Source organism: uncultured Thermosynechococcus sp., assembly GCF_937958135.1.
Taxonomy (GTDB): Bacteria; Cyanobacteriota; Cyanobacteriia; order Thermosynechococcales; family Thermosynechococcaceae; genus Thermosynechococcus.
The window spans coordinates 1-17,057 of the sequence record NZ_CALGOG010000062.1; the positions used below are offsets into that span (position 1 = coordinate 1).

Consider the following 17,057-nt stretch of genomic DNA (forward strand, 5'->3'; position numbering starts at 1 on the left):
ACTTTTCGTGAGAATGAGATGCAGTAGTTCCTCTAGGGATTGGCTAGCGGAAAGGGCAATGCCAATTTCGAGAAGCTGATCAACAAGCGTTTCCGCATCTGAGCCAAGCACCGCTTTTTCAAGGGAGCTGCTAATCATCGCAAAAGACCCGCAAGGAATGCGCCCATTATAGATGTGTTGCAAGCATCCGGTTGTGATCTAATTGCGGTGGTTGTTGTGGTAGGGAATGCGTGCTCCCGCCCAAGCCAACTTCTCCCGCAGGATCTGATAAAAGGAGTAGTGATCTCGCAGGATGATAAAGCGGGCTTGACAATCGGCCATTGTCACCTGAACCCGCTGTCCCGGCCAAATAGAGGTGGCCAGTACGCCATCCATCCACAGTTTGGTATTCAAGCTGTGATCCTCCAACGGCCAAATGCTCACCGTCGAGCGGGCAGGCAAGACGATCGGGCGGCTCGACAAACTCAGGGGGCAAATGGGGGTAACCACAAGGGCTTCCATCCCCGGATGCAAAATGGGGCCGTTGGCGGCCACCGTATAGCAAGTGGAGCCGGTGGGAGTGGCCACCAGCAACCCATCCCCTTGGTACTGATCCACCACATCGCCGTCAATTTCCATTTCGAGGATGGCGGTAATCATGCGATCGGCAGAGGCGGGTTTAATGCACATTTCATTGAGGGCGTAGTAGCGATCGCCCACCACTTCAGGATGCGATTTTGACCCCTCAAAGACTTGAGCTTGCAGCATCATCCGCTGTTGCATGGCATACTCATCCCGCTCAAGGCGATCCCAAACCGCCTCCGTATCGCGAAACAGCTCCAAAGGCTCCGTCAAAAACCCCAAGTGCCCCCCCACATTCACGGCCAAAATCGGCACCCCCGCCGCCGCCAAGTGCCGTGCTGCCGCTAAGGAAGTCCCATCGCCTCCCAAAACAACAGCCAGATCAATCGGCTCAGTCACCGACGCCATAAAAACGGGGTAGGGGTTGTCTTTAGGGCCGCTCGGACCCACAAGGACGTTGGCACCCCGCTGTTGCAGTTGCCGGCAGGCGCGATCCGCCCATTCCTTGCTCTGGCGATCGCCCGCCTTGTGCACCACAATCACTTGGTTCAACTGCATGGGGCTACTCGTTTTCCAGGTTCTGCATTCCTTTGGCAATCCGTGACAACTCGGTTTTTTCGTCCACGGAAATGCGGGTGGGGGTACCGCTGATAATGCCCTCGAAATTGCGGAAAGAGTCGCGGATCTCCGCTCCCTTCTCAGTGATGACATACTCGCGGATGCCCTTATCGTGCCAAGACCCCCGCATCTTAAAGACGTTAATTGCCCGCGACATTTCCCCGCGAATTTCTACATACTGCAACAGCAAAATGGTGTCTGTAATTGTCGAAATGTGGGACTCCGTAATTGAGTTTGACCCCATAAACTGATCCGTCGTGTTGGTGAAAAAGCCCGTGATTTCCTCCTGCTTGGCAAAACCCGTAACACCGATAACAAATTGACGGAAGGCATTATTGCTCACCCCCCGTGCTAAAGCAGATAGGGAGTCAATGGCCACCCGCGACGGCTTAAAGTCAGCAATCTCGGATTTAATAATCTGCAAGTGATCCTCTAGGCCCGCCGACTCTGGATAGGCGCAGATAATCCGCAGGAGACCCCGCCGCTCTAGCTCCTCAAAATCAATGCCCCAAGAGGAGGCATTTCGCGACAACTGCGCCCGCGACTCTTCATAGGCAAACAGCAGTGCCCGTTCGCCCTGTTGGCACCCCGTTTCCAGAAACTTGCTCACCAAAAGTGTTTTACCTGTGCCGGTTGCTCCTGTGGCCAAAATAATTGAATCTTTGAAAAATCCACCGCCACACATTTCGTCGAGGGTTTTAACCCCAGAGGAGACCCGCACATTCGAGGAGCGTTGGGTCAGACGCATGGCTCCCAAGGGGAAGATATTGATGCCATTGTTAATCGTAAAGGGATATTCCCCCTTCATGTGGGTCGTGCCCCGCAGCTTGAGAATTTCAACGGTACGCCGCCGCCGTTCCCCCTCAAGGACATTGCGCAAAATCACCACATTGTCGGAAACAAACTCTTCGACACCAAACCGCGCCACAGGGCCATACTCATCCACCCGCTCGGTGGTCATGATTGTGGTCACCCCCAACTGTTTAAGGCGGAATGCCAAGCGGAAGATTTCCCGTCGCACCACTGAAGCCGCATCATACTGCTGGAAAACAGCCGTCACCGAATCAATGGAGACGCGGGTGGCTTTGTATTTGCGAATGGCATACTGGATGCGCTCAATGAGCGCCGACAGATCAAAATCTCCCGCCACCTCTTGACCATCGGGATCCGGCGAGGCATCGAGGATAAACAGCTTCCCTTGATCAATAAGACTTTGGAGATTCCAGCCAAAGCTGAGGGCGTTTTTGATAATGTCTTGGGGAGACTCCTCAAAGGTGACAAAAATACCTGCTTCATTAAAAATCGTGATGCCATTATAAAGAAATTGCACCGCAAAAAGGGTCTTTCCGGTTCCTGAGGTACCGCTGACCAAGGTGGTGCGTCCTTGGGGGAGTCCGCCATGGCTAATGTCGTCAAATCCCTCGATCATTGTGGGGATTTTCTTTACTTCCGCAGGAGACTGCCCAGGGGTGCTTAACTGACTTTCTGGTAGGTTCGTCATAGAAGAGTTTTAGACCGAGTATTCTGCAAAAAATTCCAAAACGTTATTCTAAACTGAAGTATTCTAACCACTGTGCCTATTCCAGTCCAAGTTCGTCGTCGGACTGCTCCCCAATCTCTTCGTACAGCAAGTCGAGGCCGATAAGCACCTTTTCACGGTTGGATAAATCACCAATGATACGGCGTACCGGTGGGGGTAAGACTTTGGCGAGGGTTGGGGTAGCCAGAATTTTATCCTCCTCGGCCAATTGGGGGTTTTTGAGGACATCAATCACTTTCAGGGCATAGACACCCTTAAACTCTTTTTCCAGAATGTTGTTGAGGGTTTTTAGGGCCCGCACGGAGTTGGGGGTATTGCCGGCCACGTAGAGCTTGAGAACGTAGGTTTTCCGCAGAGGAGTCATAGGGGTTACACCTCACGCGGAATGGAGCGACGATACATTTCGCATAGATGGGCGATGACATCAATCAGTGTCAGGCGATAATCGAGCAAAATGTCCTCACTGCGACCTTCCAGTTTAAGCTGCTTAGAAAAATTATCCATGAGTTCAACGTGAATCTCTAGGACTTGGGAGACGGAAATATCGGCAAAGAATGCTTTACTCACAAATTCGTCAATGCGCTCATTGACTTTGGCATCAGTATTAAAGTATTCAAGAACAATGGTACGGTAGATCGAGCGTAATTCGTCGAGGAGCTTGCGCCTATCGGCGGGGGACATGCGACGGAAGAAGAAGGCGGTATCCCGCTTGTAATAAACCCCCAGGTAGCCGAGTCGCTCTTTTAACTTTTGGGAGAGACGGTGCTGGGGATCGAGGTTCCCACTGTCTTTAAGAGCGGGCATGCGAAACATGACGTGGGGAGGAACAGCACACCCTGGACAGAGCTTTACAAATCCAGTAATCGCCTCTTCAATTTGCTGGTTAAGCTGTTGGAGCTGATCGGTGGTGAGAATGACTTCGGCTATGTGGTAGTGGGGGCCAGGGGGTGGGGGAGACGGTGCCGCAGGAAAAATCAGGATGGCAGGCAACAGCGTGGCGCTGTGGTGAAGATACGTAATGATTTGCGGCGTGCCCTCTCCCCATTCTAAAATTAAACAAGCAATACTATTTCGTCGTTGCTCTAAATAGGTGCAAAACTCCCTCTCATTGGAAAAGTAAACAAGCTCATCAATGTCGGACTTATGCAAACGTACCAGTTCTTGGCCAATAGCGGGCGAGTAAACTAAGCCACAGATTGTTAATGCGGTTGACTGCGCCACGGGCTTTCAAGACTTGAGTTTGCATCTGATAGCATCCTATCATCTTCTCGCGGGTGGTGGCAGTGTTTTCTGAAGGAGTGTTGCCATTTCATCATGCCCCATAGGAATGATTGATGGATTCCCTATTCTTAGCGTCCTTTGCTCAACCCTCCCCAGCAGTGGCGGCAACTGCTTGTCTGAGGGAGGTGTATCAGCGCTGGCAAGAAACCCTTGCAGAGGCGATCGTCATTGTTGATGAGCAGCAAGCTCCCCTGGGGGTGGTGCAGGGGTGGCGGTTGGCGTTAAGTTTGGAGCGGGAAGAGCAGCTAGCCGATTTAGTGGTGGGTAGGGTAACAGCTTCTTGGCGATCGCCGGTGGTGGTGGTACCCGCCGCGTGGACGCTCTTGCAGTTTCAGGGATGGTTGCGCAGCCAAGCCCAGATGCCAGCCTATGTTGCGGTCGTGGATGCAGCGGGTTCCTTTTTGGGACTGCTAGATCAGCAAAAGTTACTGCATTACTGGGCCTGCCAGCCCCCTTTGCCGTGGCTGGAGGTGATTGAACAATTGCCGTTGCCGATCCAAATTCAAAACGCTCAAGGCAGCGTCATTTGGCACAATTGTGCTTGGGCAGAACACTTCACGGATTTTTTGCCTCTTGTACAACCCAAATTTGAGGGTTTGAATTGTCAGACCCTAGAAGGGCGATCGCTCTGGCAAGTGTGTTCGTTTCCTTTGCATCTCACCTCCTTAGAATCGGGTCAAGCTGAGGGCAATGTAGCGGTGGCCAGCGATCGCTATTGGCTCTTTTTTGCCCAACGGTGGCCAGAGGTTGATTCGACGACTCCCACCCGCTTGTACCAACTGCGTCTGCATCAGCAAAAACGCCTGCTTCTCGGCTTGGGGCATGAACTCAAAAACCCCCTCACGGCGATTCTCAGTCTTACCCAACTCCTGTGGCAGCACCCTCTGCCGGCACAAGAGGAGTACCTTGCCCTGATTCAACGCAGCGGCTGGCAAATGAATCGCCTGATTCAGGCGTGGCAGGACTACACCCGTGCCCTCTGGGGTGAGTTGGAATTGCAGTGGGAAACCGTGGAACTGGCCAGCCTGTGGTTGCGATCGCAGGAATTGGCGGAGCATCTGTATGGCCCGAACATTTCCCGTTGGCAATGGCAAATTGAGGTTCCCCTCAGCAACCTGTACCTCTATGGGGATACGCTACGGCTACGGCAGATTTTTGCCCACCTTCTAGGGTGGCTGATGCTCTTTCCCAGCGATCGCTATGGGCTGCGCCTGAGTCGCTGGCAAAATTGGCTGGTTCTACAACTGTGGGAAGAAGGACGCGGCATTCCTCTGAAGGATCACGAGCGCCTGCTGCACGAATGTCTCGAGGACTACGCCGAAGTAACCATGGGGCTGATGCTGGCGCGCCAACTTTGTCGGCTGCACAGTGGTGAGCTTTCTTTTATCGCCCAACCTGACGATTCCAGTGAATGGACAGTGCTACTGCCCTTTGCTGAGGAACTTCCCCCTGAGTTGCCCACTGTGGCTCAATTGATCCTTTTGGTCAGTAATGATGCCCCATGGATTATGAAGACCACTGCTGCCTTGCGACACAATCACTACGGCTATATCATCGCTCGCCATCCCCTTGAAGCCCTTGATAAGGTGGAACAACTGCAACCCACAGCAATTGTTGTACGCCCCGCCAGCAGTCTCATCTTGGCCGATGTGGTTGAGACTCTTGCCACCAGCTCCTTCACTGCAACTGTACCTTTAATCATCTTGTCCGATGAAGCGATTCCCTTGGGCTTGACTGGTTTTGTCCAACGGTTGCCCTTGAATAGCCATCCGAGTCTGCTGATTGATGTCCTTGATCGCTGGTGCTTTCCCCGCTTGGCGCCACCAGCCCCAAAAGTATCATTCGGGCCTCCCCTGCCCAATCAAACGGTGCTCCGCCTTGGTTTAGGTCACGAGATCAACTTACCCCACCTGCGACTGCTCGAAGCAGAAGATCTTGAACAGGCCGACCTCTTGGTGGAGATTTGGCAGCCCGATGCTTTGATTTGGGATTTACCCGCTGACGAAGTTGCCCATCTAAAAAATCACCCCAAACTGCGAGCACTCCCCATAATTACCTTGGCCGAAGACAGCAGCCGCGCGATTCATGACTTGGGGGATGTCATGGTCTTTCCCTGCCTCAACCTTGAGGATTTAATGGAGGTGGTGCTCCTTGCAGCCACCGTCAAACCTCAAAGCTGACTCAATACTGTCCGCGCTGCCGCAATGGTGCGTTCAATATCTGCCTCGGTATGGGCAAGGGAGGTAAAGCCGGCTTCAAACTGGGACGGCGCCAGATAAATCCCCTGCTCCAGCATGCCGCGATGGAAGGCGGCAAACTTTTTCAAGTCAGACCGCTTGGCTTGCTCATAGTTGGTCACCGGCCCAGCAGTGAAAAAGAAACCAAACATGCCGCTGATGTGGCCACCACACACCTCGTGGCCAAATTCCCGTGCCGCCTCTAACAATCCCTGCACCAGCTTGCCCGTAATCCGATCCAGTTGTTCATAGGTGCCGGGGCGGCTAAGGATTTCTAGGGTTTTGATTCCTGCCGTCATTGCCAGGGGATTGCCGGAAAGGGTACCCGCTTGATACACCGGCCCTGCCGGCGCCACCATCTTCATAATGTCAGCACGACCCCCATAGGCACCTACCGGCAGGCCACCGCCAATCACTTTTCCGAGGGTAGTGAGATCCGGTGTGACGCCAAATTTTTCTTGAGCGCCCCCATAGGCAATGCGAAAGCCTGTCATTACTTCATCAAACACCAACAGGGCGCCGTACTGATTTGTGAGTTCCCGCAGCCCTTCGAGAAAGCCGGCATCCGGGGGAATAAAGCCGGCGTTGCCGACCACAGGTTCAAGGATCACACCCGCAATGTCATCGGGATACTGTTCAAAGAGGCGACTAACCGCTTCGAGATCGTTGTAGGGTGCTGTCAATGTGGCCGCGGTGGTGGCTTTCGGCACGCCGGGGGAGTCGGGTAAGCCTAGGGTGGCCACCCCAGAGCCTGCTTTGACCAAGAACATATCGGCATGGCCGTGGTAGCAGCCTTCAAATTTGATCACTTTTTCCCGCTGGGTATAGGCACGCATGAGCCGCAGCACTGCCATACAGGCTTCGGTGCCGGAGTTCACAAAGCGCACCATCTCCACACTGGGAACAGCGGCAATCACCATTTCCGCCAAGATATTCTCCAGCACACAGGGGGCGCCAAAGCTGGTTCCCTTTTCAAGGGCAGCATGGAGAGCGTTAATCACTTCGGGATGGGCATGGCCAACAATTGCTGGTCCCCACGACCCCACATAGTCAATGTATTGGTTGCCATCCACATCCCAAATATGGGCACCCTTGACATGATCAAAGACAATGGGTTGGCCGCCGACGGACTTAAAGGCACGCACGGGTGAACTGACGCCACCGGGCATGAGTTTTTGGGCAGCGGCAAAAATTTCTTGGGATTTTGTAGTTTGAAGAACGGTCGTGGTCAACGTCAACTCCCTCAAGCATTGGCGTGCTCAAAGTATTATAGGCAATTCTTCTGCCCCTTAACCCTAGAAGTACACATGTTGCAATTTTTTACGCATAGGCAGTGGCGATCGCGCCCGCCGTACTTGGCAAGGGAGAACGACTTTTGCATAGGTAGGGCGCTTGGCGAGAACTGATGATTGGCTCAAAACCCAGGATTACTGTTTCTGATTGTTCGATTGCCGAGGAGTGAGGCTCATGCCAGTTTTGCCAACTATGGAAACCGTTGATACTCCCCTACTAGCCACTGCTCAATCCATCTATAATCTCTACCAGCAGGTTCATGGGGCGAAAACGGTGCCTGCGGGTGTGGTTGTTAATCGGCAAACCCTGCGGGGCTATGTGCTGTTTACTAGTCAGCCGGTGCTGCTGCCCCAAGAATGCTTTATTCCCTATGATCATCTGCCGGAAGTGACACGCCTATAACTGCACTGACTGTTTTGACCTTTGCCAGCTACTGCCTTGTCTTTGCCCTTGGCGCAGCGGTGGGGAGCTTTCTTAATGTGGTAATCTACCGTGTACCAAGGGGGCGATCGCTCCTGTATCCGCCGTCTCGCTGTCCTATCTGTTTGACAACGCTCAAGCCTTGGGACAATATTCCGGTTTTGGGCTGGTTCTTCCTGCGGGGGCAATGTCGCTACTGCCATGCGCCCATCTCTTGGCGGTATCCGGCAATTGAACTGTTGACGGCGCTGCTGTACGTCCTGATTTTTGCGGTGAGTGGTTGGCAAATCGAAACCCCTGTGCTTTGGCTATTGAGCGCATGGCTACTGGCCTTGGCTTTGATTGATCTAGACACGATGACGCTGCCCCATCCTCTCACCAAATGGGGGTTGATTGTCGGCTTGCTAGTCAGAGGGTTAACGACAGGTCTCGGCGGACTCACGGAGGGGATCATTGCGGCAGTGATCGGCATTTGGCTCTTTGATCTAATCCGCTGGGGGGGCGCGATCGCCCTAGGTCAGGAGGTCATGGGGGGAGGGGATGGTAAACTGGCAGCCATGATCGGCGCCTGGTTGGGCTGGCGAGGGTTGCTCGTCACCTTTTTCTTGGCCTGTGCCCTCGGCGGCCTGATGGGTGGACTGGGGATTGCCCTAGGGTGGATTCAACGTCGGCAACCCATTCCCTTTGGCCCGTTTTTAGCAGTGGCTGCTATTCTCAGTGCTCTCTTTGGCCAGCAATTAATTCGCCTTTACCTCGAAATCTTTTTGCCGGGTGTATTTGTTTCCTAAGCTCTGTCAAAGAAAGATAACTTCACTAGGTAAGCTAGAATTGCCCCCACAAGGGCTACGATAAATCCCCATAGACGCGCATCCACCACCCGCTGGCGATCGCTGAGATCAATCACTTTGTCATCTAACGCCTTCAGTTCAGCACGCACCAACTGAATCTGTCCCTTGAGGTCGGTATCAACAGCTTTTACCTCTGCACGTACTGACTGAATATCCTCCTTTAGCTCAGTACGGATGGCTTGAGCCTCTGTGCGCGCCAACTGAATATCCTCCTTCAACTCAGTACGGATGGCTTGAGCCTCTGTGCGCACTAACTGAATATCCTGCTTCAGTTCGGTATGCACCGCCTGAATTTGTTCCTTGAGCCGAGTGTCAATTGCTTGCACCTCTGCCCGCACTGATTGAGTATCTTGCTTCAGCTCAGCGTGAACTGACTGGATTTCTTCCTTTAGCTCAGTGCGAACCGACTGAATCTCCTCCTTTAGCTCGGTGCGAACGGATTGAATCTCTTGCTTCAGCTCGGCACGAAATCCTTGTACCTCTGCCTTAAGTTCAGCCCGGACAGTATTGATCCTTTCCTCTAGGGTGTTGAATTTTTCATTGGTAGTTGCTTGATTGGTTTTAACTTCAAGGGTTAATTCATAGATCTGGGTCTGCATCGCCCTCATGTCAGCGCGCATTCCTCTAATTTCGTCGAGGATTTGACCCAGTTCAGAACGGGTAGCTGGCTCAGTCATGGCGCCTTGTGCAAATCTTCCCTAGGGATGGCCTTACTCCTAGAGTACAATCCAGTATGATGAAATAGTGTCTTTGCCGGCCTCTTGGCTGTTTGTTGCGCTCCGTTGAGACCTTGCTCCAATGACCTCGTCTCCCTCTGCGTCGGCGAAAAACGCCCTCACAGGTGATCAAATTCGCCAGAAGTTTCTTGATTTCTATGCCGCCAAAGGGCACACGATTTTACCCAGCGCCTCACTGATTCCCGAAGATCCGACGGTGCTGTTAACGATCGCCGGCATGCTCCCCTTCAAGCCGATTTTCCTGGGTCAAGAAGCACCGAAATTCCCTCGTGTCACTACTGCTCAAAAATGTCTGCGCACCAATGACATTGAAAATGTTGGTCGCACGGCTCGCCACCACACCTTTTTTGAAATGTTGGGCAATTTTAGCTTTGGGGACTATTTCAAGGCGGAGGCGATTACGTGGGCCTGGGAACTGATGACCACGGTCTATGGTTTACCCCCTGAACGGCTGTTGGTGAGTGTCTTTGAAAGTGATGATGAGGCCTATGAGATTTGGCATTGCCAAGTGGGCTTGCCCAAGGAGCGCATCCAGCGCATGGGCGAGGAGAGCAACTTTTGGACGGCTGGGCCAACGGGTCCCTGTGGCCCCTGTTCTGAGATTTACTACGACTTCTATCCCGAAAAGGGGCTAGGTGCCGTTAATCTCGATGACGATCGCCGGTTTATTGAACTCTACAACTTGGTGTTCATGGAGTTCAACCAAGACGATCAAGGGCGCCGCACTCCCCTCAAAGCAAAAAACATTGATACCGGTATGGGCTTGGAGCGTATGGCCCAAGTTCTCCAAGGGGTACCCAACAACTACGAAACAGATTTAATTTTCCCGATTATTGAGGCGGCAGCGCAGCGAGCCGGCGTGGACTACCGCAAGGCCAATGCTAGAACCAAAACTTCCCTCAAGGTCATCGGCGATCATACCCGTGCAGTGGTGCATCTCATTGCCGATGGCGTCACCGCCAGTAATGTGGGGCGGGGCTATGTGCTGCGGCGGTTAATTCGGCGCATTGTTCGCCATAGTCGGCTGTTGGGGATCAATGAACGAGTGACCCCTGCTCTGGCTCAAGTGGCGATTGATCTGGCTGCCCATGTCTATCCCAATGTGCGGGAGCGCCAAGGGGTGATTCTCAGCGAACTGCAACGGGAGGAAGAGCAGTTTCTCAAAACCTTGGATCGAGGTGAGAAGCTCTTGGCGGAAATGCTGGCTCCCCTGAAGAGGGCTAAGGGTAAAAAACGAGCGCAAGCCCAGCTTGCGGGGCAGGATGCTTTTCTTCTTTTTGACACCTATGGCTTTCCCTTGGAGTTGACCCAAGAAATTGCAGCCGAACAGGGGATTAGCGTGGATGTGGCTGAGTTTGAAGCCTGTATGGCCAAGCAGCGGCAACGTTCCCAAGCCGCCCACGAAACTATTGATATTACAGTGCAAGAGGGGATTGACTCCCTAGCGGATCAACTGCATCCGACGCAGTTTCGCGGCTATGACGAGTTTAGTTTAACCACGACAGTAACAGCGATTTTGCTGGGTGGCCATCCAGTCACCACGGCAACGGCAGGGACAGAGGTGCAGGTCATCCTTGAGGAAACCCCCTTCTATGCTGAATCCGGCGGTCAAATTGGGGATCGCGGTTACCTTGCCAGCGGTGAAACCCTTGTGCAAATTCACGATGTCCAAAAGCAAAAGGAATTGTTTGTCCACTATGGCAAAGTGGAGCGCGGCAGCCTTACGGTGGGCGATCGCGTCACTGCCCAAATTGATCTCAGTTGTCGGCGGCGAGTTCAAGCGCACCACACGGCGACTCACCTGTTACAGGCAGCTCTGAAAAAGCTAATTGATGAAAACATTTCCCAAGCAGGATCCCTAGTGGCCTTTGATCGGCTGCGGTTTGACTTTAACTGCCCCCGTCCCCTCACGCCCGAAGAACTGCAACAAATTGAAGATCAAATCAACACTTGGATTAGCGAAAGCCACCCCACCTGCACCAGTATCATGCCACTCCCGGAAGCCAAGGCCAAAGGCGCGATCGCCATGTTTGGTGAGAAATACGGTGAGCAGGTGCGCGTCCTCGACATTCCAGGGGTCTCTATGGAACTCTGCGGTGGCACCCATGTCCACAACACCGCTGAAATTGGTCTTTTTAAGATCATCAGTGAAAGTGGGGTGGCCGCCGGCATTCGTCGCATTGAAGCCATTGCCGGACCGGCGGTGCGAGACTATCTACAACAGCGCGACAGCATTGTCCGCCACCTGTGCGATCGCTTCAAAGCCAAGCCAGAAGAGGTTCTCGATCGCATCGGTCAACTGCAAGCGGAACTCAAAACCCAGCAAAAGGAACTGGAACACCTCAAAGCTGAACTGGCTCTCGCCAAAACCCAAGCTCTTTTGGAACAAGTCAAATCCGTGGGGAATACCTCCCTACTTGCCGCCACCTTGGCAGGCGTGGATCCCCAAGGACTGAAAACTGCTGCCGAATGGCTGCTCAATAAGCTGGGCAGTGGTGTTGTGGTTTTGGCTACTCAACTCACCTCGGAGAAGGTGAATCTGTTAGTGGCCGCCAGTCAGGATGTAGTGCAACGGGGAGTCCATGCTGGCCAATTGGTGGCAGAGCTTGCCCAAGTCTGCGGTGGACGCGGTGGCGGGCGCCCCAACTTTGCCCAGGCGGGGGGATCCCAACCCGAAAAATTGCCCGCAGTGCTGGAACTTGCCCAATCTCGGCTCAAAGGACTTCTCGAATCCTGATCAAATCCTGATATAGTGACCTTCTGTTCTCACGCAACCGCACTATGGCCCTTGTCAACACAAACTATCTCAAACTCAAGGCAGGGTATCTCTTTCCAGAAATTGCCCGCCGTGTGAATCAATTCTTGGAAACTCATCCTGACGCACCGTTAATTCGCCTAGGAATCGGTGATGTCACTGAACCCCTGCCGGCAGCCTGTCGGGAAGCCATGATTCAAGCCGTTCAGGAAATGGGCGATCGCGCCACGTTCAAAGGCTATGGCCCGGAGCAGGGCTATCCTTGGCTGCGGGAAAAAATTGCCGCCCATGATTTTCAAGCCCGCGGCTGCGACATTGATGCCAGTGAAATCTTTATCTCCGATGGCTCCAAGTGTGATACGGCCAACATTCTCGACATCTTTGGCGAGGGTAACCGCATTGCCGTTACAGACCCTGTCTATCCCGTCTATGTAGATACCAATGTAATGGCGGGGCACACGGGGGAAGCCAATGAACGGGGCGAGTATGCTGGACTTATCTATTTGCCCATTACCGCTGAAAACAATTTCACAGCCAGCCTGCCCCAAGAACCTGTGGATTTAATCTATCTCTGTTTCCCCAACAATCCCACCGGTGCTGTGGCGACGCGCGAGCATTTACAGACGTGGGTGGACTATGCCCGTGCCCACAAGGCCATTATTTTCTTTGATGCCGCCTACGAAGCCTTTATTACTGATCCGTCAATTCCCCACTCCATCTATGAAATCCCCGGTGCCCGTGAGTGCGCCATTGAATTTCGCTCCTTCTCAAAAAATGCTGGCTTTACGGGAACCCGCTGTGCTTTTACTGTCGTGCCCAAGGGTCTTAAGGGGCACACCCCCAGTGGGGACGCGGTAGAACTCTGGTCGCTGTGGCAGCGGCGGCAATCCACCAAGTTCAATGGGGTGTCCTACATTGTGCAGCGGGGCGCCGAGGCGGTGTATTCCGCAGCCGGTCAAGCCCAAGTGCGGGAATTGGTGGCCTTTTATATGGAAAACGCGCGTCTGATTCGCGAAAAACTCACCCAAGCCGGCTTTGAAGTCTATGGTGGGGTCAATGCCCCCTACGTTTGGCTAAAAACCCCCCAAGGCATGGGCAGTTGGGACTTTTTTGATAAGTTGCTGCACACCTGCTATGTCGTGGGTACTCCCGGCGCCGGGTTTGGGGCAGCGGGCGAAGGTTACTTGCGGCTCTCTGCCTTTAATAGCCGCGACAATGTGGTTGAAGCCATGGCGCGGATTGAGCAGATGTGGCGGGGATAGTCCATGGCAGCAGAGCGAGCCATTCGGCAAGAGGGAGTTCTCTTAGCCCTCCTGACAGCAGCGGGGTATGTTCTCTTTACTTTGTTGCCCAATAGCCACAGCCTCATGACTACTTGGCCGTGGATGCTGCTGTGGCAAGCCGCCGTCGGTGCGCCGTTGCTCTGGTTACTTTACTTTTTTGCCTATCAACGTCGCTTACCCCCCCTTGGCAATGGGATCGATGGCGTAGTCGGTCTGCTATTGGTGGGATTGGTGGTTTCGATTCCCTTTAGCCGCTTTCCGCAGCAAGCCCTCTGGTACAGTTGGGCAGCCCTAGGGGGGTTGGCCGTCCTCTATCCCCTCAGCAGTTGGTTGCGCACCCCCGAACGTCGGCGCCGCTGCCTCTACTTTCAAGGGTATGTGGTGGCTGCTCTCATTGTGCTCAGTGCCGGCCTTTGGCTGGGGAGAGAAATTCTGCCATCACTTTGGCAGGGCACATTGGTCTTTGATCCAAATGGGCTAGAGTTTCGCAATGGGGAGCCGTTTGGCCATCAAAACTACCTTGCCGGCTATCTGCTTTTGGGATTGCCCCTGCTGGCGCTATTGGCTTGGACTGCGCCCCCTCAGACCCCTTGGTGGCGATCGCGCCCCTTTTGGCTCGGAACCTTGATCTTGGGGCTTGTGGATTTGTACACCACCTTTTCCCGCGGCGCGGCCTTGAGTGTTCTGCTCACGGCAATTCCCTTGGCTTGGCTGGGGTTGAAGGGCAACCGCTGGCGGCGCTCTGGGCTGTGGATCGCCCTCGCATTGGGAAGTGCTGCTGTCTTGGCCATTGCCAATGAACGATTGCGCCAGACGGTACTGAGTCTATGGCGGGGGGAAGCAGGGGGAGAAATGGCCTATCGCTGGATCACCCACCTCACTGCTTGGGAAATGGGCAAAGCGCATCCTTGGACTGGCCAAGGCTTGGGGAGTGTGCCGCTTCTTTACCAAGCTTACCGTCCCGACTGGGCAGGGGAGGAAGCAGCATGGATTTATCAACTCCATAGCACACCAGCGCAACTGTGGGCAGAACTAGGGATTTGGGGCATTGGCGCTTGGCTTTTGGCCATTGGCCTTCTGGGTTACTGGACCCTGCGGTATCGCCGTTGGCTGGTTCCTCTGGCCACCGAAGATCAACAATTGGCTCTCACCCTGCTGGGGGCGCTCTGGGCCTATGGGCTATTTAGCCTGAGTGATTTTCAAGTGGACAATGTGGGGATTGCTGGGTTATTGGCCACAGAAGTTGCCCTTCTAGCTGCACTGCTGCGCACGGGGCAAGGCCAAGCCCCTCAAGGGCGTCTGTTGCCGCGCTACACTTTGCCCTTAGTTGCCCTAGGCTTGGTAGGCATTATTGCGATGGGCGTTTGGCTTGCCCCCATTCACCGCGCCCGTGCCCTCAGCAGCGAAGGATTCTGGGCATTGGCCATGCGGCCTGTGCAATGGCAACGCTTTACGGAGTTCCTCTTTCGCGCCCAAGAACTGGTGCCTTGGGAACCTTTTTACCCCCTACAGTTGGGCTGGAATTACGGCCATCGCGGCTTCCAAACGGCCAATCCGTCAGCTCAAGCCAATCTGTTCCAGACGGCGGTTGCCGAACTCGAAAAAGCTGCCGATCGCGCCCCTGCCCTTGAGTTTGTGCACACCTGCCTAGGCTGGCTGTATTGGCAGCAGCGACGCTGGCCCCTAGCGGCTTCCCACTTTGTCCAAGCAATTGAACTCAATGGCCCGCAGCCGGGAAACTTTTTGGGTCTTGGCTTGAGCCTTCTTGCCCAAGGGGAGGAGTCCCAGGCCATTGATGCCTTCACTTTGGAAATTCTCACTTTTCCCCACGTGAGCACCAGTCCCTTTTGGCGATCGCCCCTCCTAGCGCCCCACTACCCAAAAGTTCTAGAGCAGGCCAAACAGCGCTATGCTGCCCTAGAGCAAACCCTTGCCCCCCATCGTGCAGCGGCTAGTTACGCCCGCCAAGTGCATGGCCTTCTGGCTTGGTGGCAGGGGGACTGGTCAACCGCAGCGCCGCGCCTACCGCTAAATCTCCAACCCGCCCTTTTGGCTTTACAAAACCCCACAGCAGGCACCGATTCCCTACCCCGGTCGCTGCAACAATTTCTTGAGGGGTGGCGTCAGCCGGCAAAACGCGCCCAATTGTGGGCCAGTCTTTGGCAAGGAGAGCAGCTCACCGCAATGCTCCGTTCTAGCGAGGGCATTTCACCCACGACAACCCCACTGGCGTGGCTGCGATCTCAAGCACCGGCCAGAGCGATTCAATTTGAGCGGGTCGGCTTTAACTTGAATATGCGCCATGCCTTTGGCTCGGTACCGGTGGACTTCTACCGCGAGCTGCGCAATTTGCCCTTGACAACACTGTTCCCAGACCTCTGGCCGTCACGAGGCTTCCTTCCAGCGCTGGAAAAAGCCCTTCTCGAAGACCGCCAAAGACTTTTTAGGAGTCTTGCTCTACCGGCAGAAAAATGAATGGCGGGGCATGGATTTGAACCATGGACCTTCGGGTTATGAGCCCGACGAGCTACCAGACTGCTCTACCCCGCGTTACCTCAGCTTATCTAAATTAGCGTATAAGTTAGAGGATTGGCAAGCGATCGCGAAAAGATTGATAAAACTTTATCAAAATGTTCAGTTTTTTGGGGGTTTGAGCAGTTTGCTTGAAATATCACCAAAACTGTGCAATAGCTTCCAATATGGAAAGATTGGTGAGCATAGGCGAAGCTGCCACAGCATTAGGTGTGTCGATTACGACGCTGCGCCGCTGGGAGGCATCGGGAAAACACGGCGGGCGGCCATCGTCGCTACGACCTCGCCAAGCTCAAGCCCAAACTGTTCCGCGCCCAAGCCGATGCACACCGTCGTACCGTTGCCTATGCCCGTGTCTCCAGTTACGCTCAGAAAGAGGACATTCAAGGTGAGTTCCCGCAAGAACCAGAAACTGCTCGATGGCGTCAGAAAGGCTGTTGAGGAAGCTTGTGTATGATCCTCGCCCACAAGATCGCCCTCGACCCCAACAACGTGCAAGCCACCTACTTTGCCAAAGCAGCGGGCACAGCGCGTTTTGCCTACAACTGGGCGCTGGCCGAGTGGAAGCGGCAATATGAGGCATGGAAACTGGACAACAGTCTGCCCAAACCTTCAGAGACTACCCTGCATCGGCAGTTGAACGCAATCAAGCGCAGTCCATGCCCGTGGATGCTAGAAGTCACCAAGTGCGCGCCGCAGATGGCGATCATTCAACTGGGTGAAGCCTTCAAGAACTTCTTTGCCGGTCGCGCCCGCTACCCGCAGTTTCGCAAGAAAGGCATCAACGACCGCTTCACGCTCACCAACGACCAATTCCGCATCGTTGACGCCCCTGAAAAGAAAGAGGAGAAAGAGGTTCAATATATCAAAATTCCAAAACTTGGACTGGTACGGATGCATGAGCCACTGCGATTTAAGGGCAAGATTCTGTCGGCCACGATCTCCCGCGTAG

At 54.0% G+C, this 17,057-nt stretch carries 13 protein-coding genes, 1 tRNA gene and 1 pseudogene; 8 read left to right on the plus strand and 7 right to left on the minus strand.

Annotated features, from left to right (window positions below):
* Positions 1 to 198 precede the first annotated feature (198 nt).
* The 4 genes from Q0711_RS07610 to Q0711_RS07625 all read right to left on the minus strand — a co-directional run bounded on the left by Q0711_RS07610 (position 199) and on the right by Q0711_RS07625 (position 3,940).
* Entirely contained in the window at positions 199 to 1,119 is a 921-nt protein-coding gene (locus tag Q0711_RS07610; RefSeq protein WP_298614922.1) for an NAD(+) kinase, read from the minus strand.
* Between the two features lie 4 nt (positions 1,120 to 1,123).
* Positions 1,124 to 2,680 (minus strand): circadian clock protein KaiC, encoded by a 1,557-nt coding sequence (gene kaiC, locus Q0711_RS07615; RefSeq protein ID WP_298614924.1) that lies wholly within the window; start codon positions 2,678 to 2,680, stop codon positions 1,124 to 1,126.
* A gap of 76 nt (positions 2,681 to 2,756) precedes the next feature.
* Complete coding sequence (kaiB, locus tag Q0711_RS07620) at positions 2,757 to 3,083, minus strand: circadian clock protein KaiB (protein ID WP_298614926.1); 327 nt, start codon at positions 3,081 to 3,083, stop codon at positions 2,757 to 2,759.
* A 5-nt stretch (positions 3,084 to 3,088) separates the two neighbouring features.
* Positions 3,089 to 3,940 (minus strand): circadian clock protein KaiA, encoded by an 852-nt coding sequence (locus tag Q0711_RS07625; RefSeq protein ID WP_299042190.1) that lies wholly within the window; start codon positions 3,938 to 3,940, stop codon positions 3,089 to 3,091.
* 113 nt (positions 3,941 to 4,053) lie between these two features.
* On the opposite strand from Q0711_RS07625, the gene Q0711_RS07630 reads away from it, so the two are divergent.
* The gene (locus tag Q0711_RS07630; RefSeq protein ID WP_298976742.1) at positions 4,054 to 6,180 is read left to right on the plus strand and encodes a HAMP domain-containing sensor histidine kinase; all 2,127 of its coding nucleotides are present in this window, start codon (positions 4,054 to 4,056) and stop codon (positions 6,178 to 6,180) included.
* Here Q0711_RS07630 and hemL read toward each other — a convergent pair.
* Positions 6,171 to 7,469, minus strand: coding sequence for a glutamate-1-semialdehyde 2,1-aminomutase (hemL, locus tag Q0711_RS07635; RefSeq protein ID WP_298614932.1), 1,299 nt, complete (start codon positions 7,467 to 7,469; stop codon positions 6,171 to 6,173). The genes Q0711_RS07630 and hemL overlap by 10 nt on opposite strands.
* 235 nt (positions 7,470 to 7,704) lie before the next feature.
* Here hemL and Q0711_RS07640 point away from each other — a divergent pair, with 235 nt between their 5' ends.
* Positions 7,705 to 7,932 carry a hypothetical protein gene (locus Q0711_RS07640; RefSeq protein ID WP_298614934.1) on the plus strand — a complete coding sequence of 76 codons (228 nt, stop codon included), beginning with the start codon at positions 7,705 to 7,707 and terminating at the stop codon, positions 7,930 to 7,932.
* Between the two features lie 14 nt (positions 7,933 to 7,946).
* The gene (locus tag Q0711_RS07645; RefSeq protein ID WP_298614937.1) at positions 7,947 to 8,738 is read left to right on the plus strand and encodes an A24 family peptidase; all 792 of its coding nucleotides are present in this window, start codon (positions 7,947 to 7,949) and stop codon (positions 8,736 to 8,738) included.
* Here Q0711_RS07645 and Q0711_RS07650 read toward each other — a convergent pair.
* Complete coding sequence (locus tag Q0711_RS07650) at positions 8,735 to 9,475, minus strand: hypothetical protein (protein WP_299042193.1); 741 nt, start codon at positions 9,473 to 9,475, stop codon at positions 8,735 to 8,737. The genes Q0711_RS07645 and Q0711_RS07650 overlap by 4 nt on opposite strands.
* A 121-nt stretch (positions 9,476 to 9,596) precedes the next feature.
* On the opposite strand from Q0711_RS07650, the gene alaS reads away from it, so the two are divergent.
* Genes alaS through Q0711_RS07665 form a run of 3 tightly spaced genes read left to right on the plus strand, consistent with a single transcriptional unit; the run spans position 9,597 to position 16,048 of the window.
* Entirely contained in the window at positions 9,597 to 12,272 is a 2,676-nt protein-coding gene (gene alaS / locus Q0711_RS07655) for an alanine--tRNA ligase (RefSeq protein WP_298614943.1), read from the plus strand.
* Between the two features lie 44 nt (positions 12,273 to 12,316).
* Positions 12,317 to 13,552, plus strand: a complete 1,236-nt coding sequence (locus Q0711_RS07660) for an LL-diaminopimelate aminotransferase (RefSeq protein WP_298614945.1) — start codon at positions 12,317 to 12,319, stop codon at positions 13,550 to 13,552.
* A 3-nt stretch (positions 13,553 to 13,555) separates the two neighbouring features.
* Positions 13,556 to 16,048 carry an O-antigen ligase family protein gene (locus Q0711_RS07665; protein WP_299042196.1) on the plus strand — a complete coding sequence of 831 codons (2,493 nt, stop codon included), beginning with the start codon at positions 13,556 to 13,558 and terminating at the stop codon, positions 16,046 to 16,048.
* Position 16,049: 1 nt separating this feature from the next.
* On the opposite strand, the gene Q0711_RS07670 is transcribed toward Q0711_RS07665, so the two are convergent.
* Positions 16,050 to 16,123, minus strand: a tRNA-Met gene (locus tag Q0711_RS07670).
* Between the two features lie 149 nt (positions 16,124 to 16,272).
* On the opposite strand from Q0711_RS07670, the pseudogene Q0711_RS07675 reads away from it, so the two are divergent.
* Positions 16,273 to 16,492 (plus strand): annotated as a pseudogene (locus Q0711_RS07675) (MerR family DNA-binding transcriptional regulator); the annotation flags it as partial.
* Positions 16,493 to 16,558: 66 nt separating this feature from the next.
* The coding region (locus tag Q0711_RS07680) for a transposase (RefSeq protein ID WP_299042202.1) at positions 16,559 to 17,057 on the plus strand (499 nt) is incomplete at its 3' end.

Coding starts and splice junctions, on each gene's coding strand:
- Q0711_RS07610 (WP_298614922.1), bottom strand. CDS start 1,119: ATGCAGTTGAACCAAGTGATTGTGGTGCACAAGGCGGGCGATCGCCAG.
- kaiC (WP_298614924.1), bottom strand. CDS start 2,680: ATGACGAACCTACCAGAAAGTCAGTTAAGCACCCCTGGGCAGTCTCCT.
- kaiB (WP_298614926.1), bottom strand. CDS start 3,083: ATGACTCCTCTGCGGAAAACCTACGTTCTCAAGCTCTACGTGGCCGGC.
- Q0711_RS07630 (WP_298976742.1), top strand. CDS start 4,054: ATGGATTCCCTATTCTTAGCGTCCTTTGCTCAACCCTCCCCAGCAGTG.
- Q0711_RS07640 (WP_298614934.1), top strand. CDS start 7,705: ATGCCAGTTTTGCCAACTATGGAAACCGTTGATACTCCCCTACTAGCC.
- Q0711_RS07650 (WP_299042193.1), bottom strand. CDS start 9,475: ATGACTGAGCCAGCTACCCGTTCTGAACTGGGTCAAATCCTCGACGAA.
- alaS (WP_298614943.1), top strand. CDS start 9,597: ATGACCTCGTCTCCCTCTGCGTCGGCGAAAAACGCCCTCACAGGTGAT.
- Q0711_RS07660 (WP_298614945.1), top strand. CDS start 12,317: ATGGCCCTTGTCAACACAAACTATCTCAAACTCAAGGCAGGGTATCTC.
- Q0711_RS07665 (WP_299042196.1), top strand. CDS start 13,556: ATGGCAGCAGAGCGAGCCATTCGGCAAGAGGGAGTTCTCTTAGCCCTC.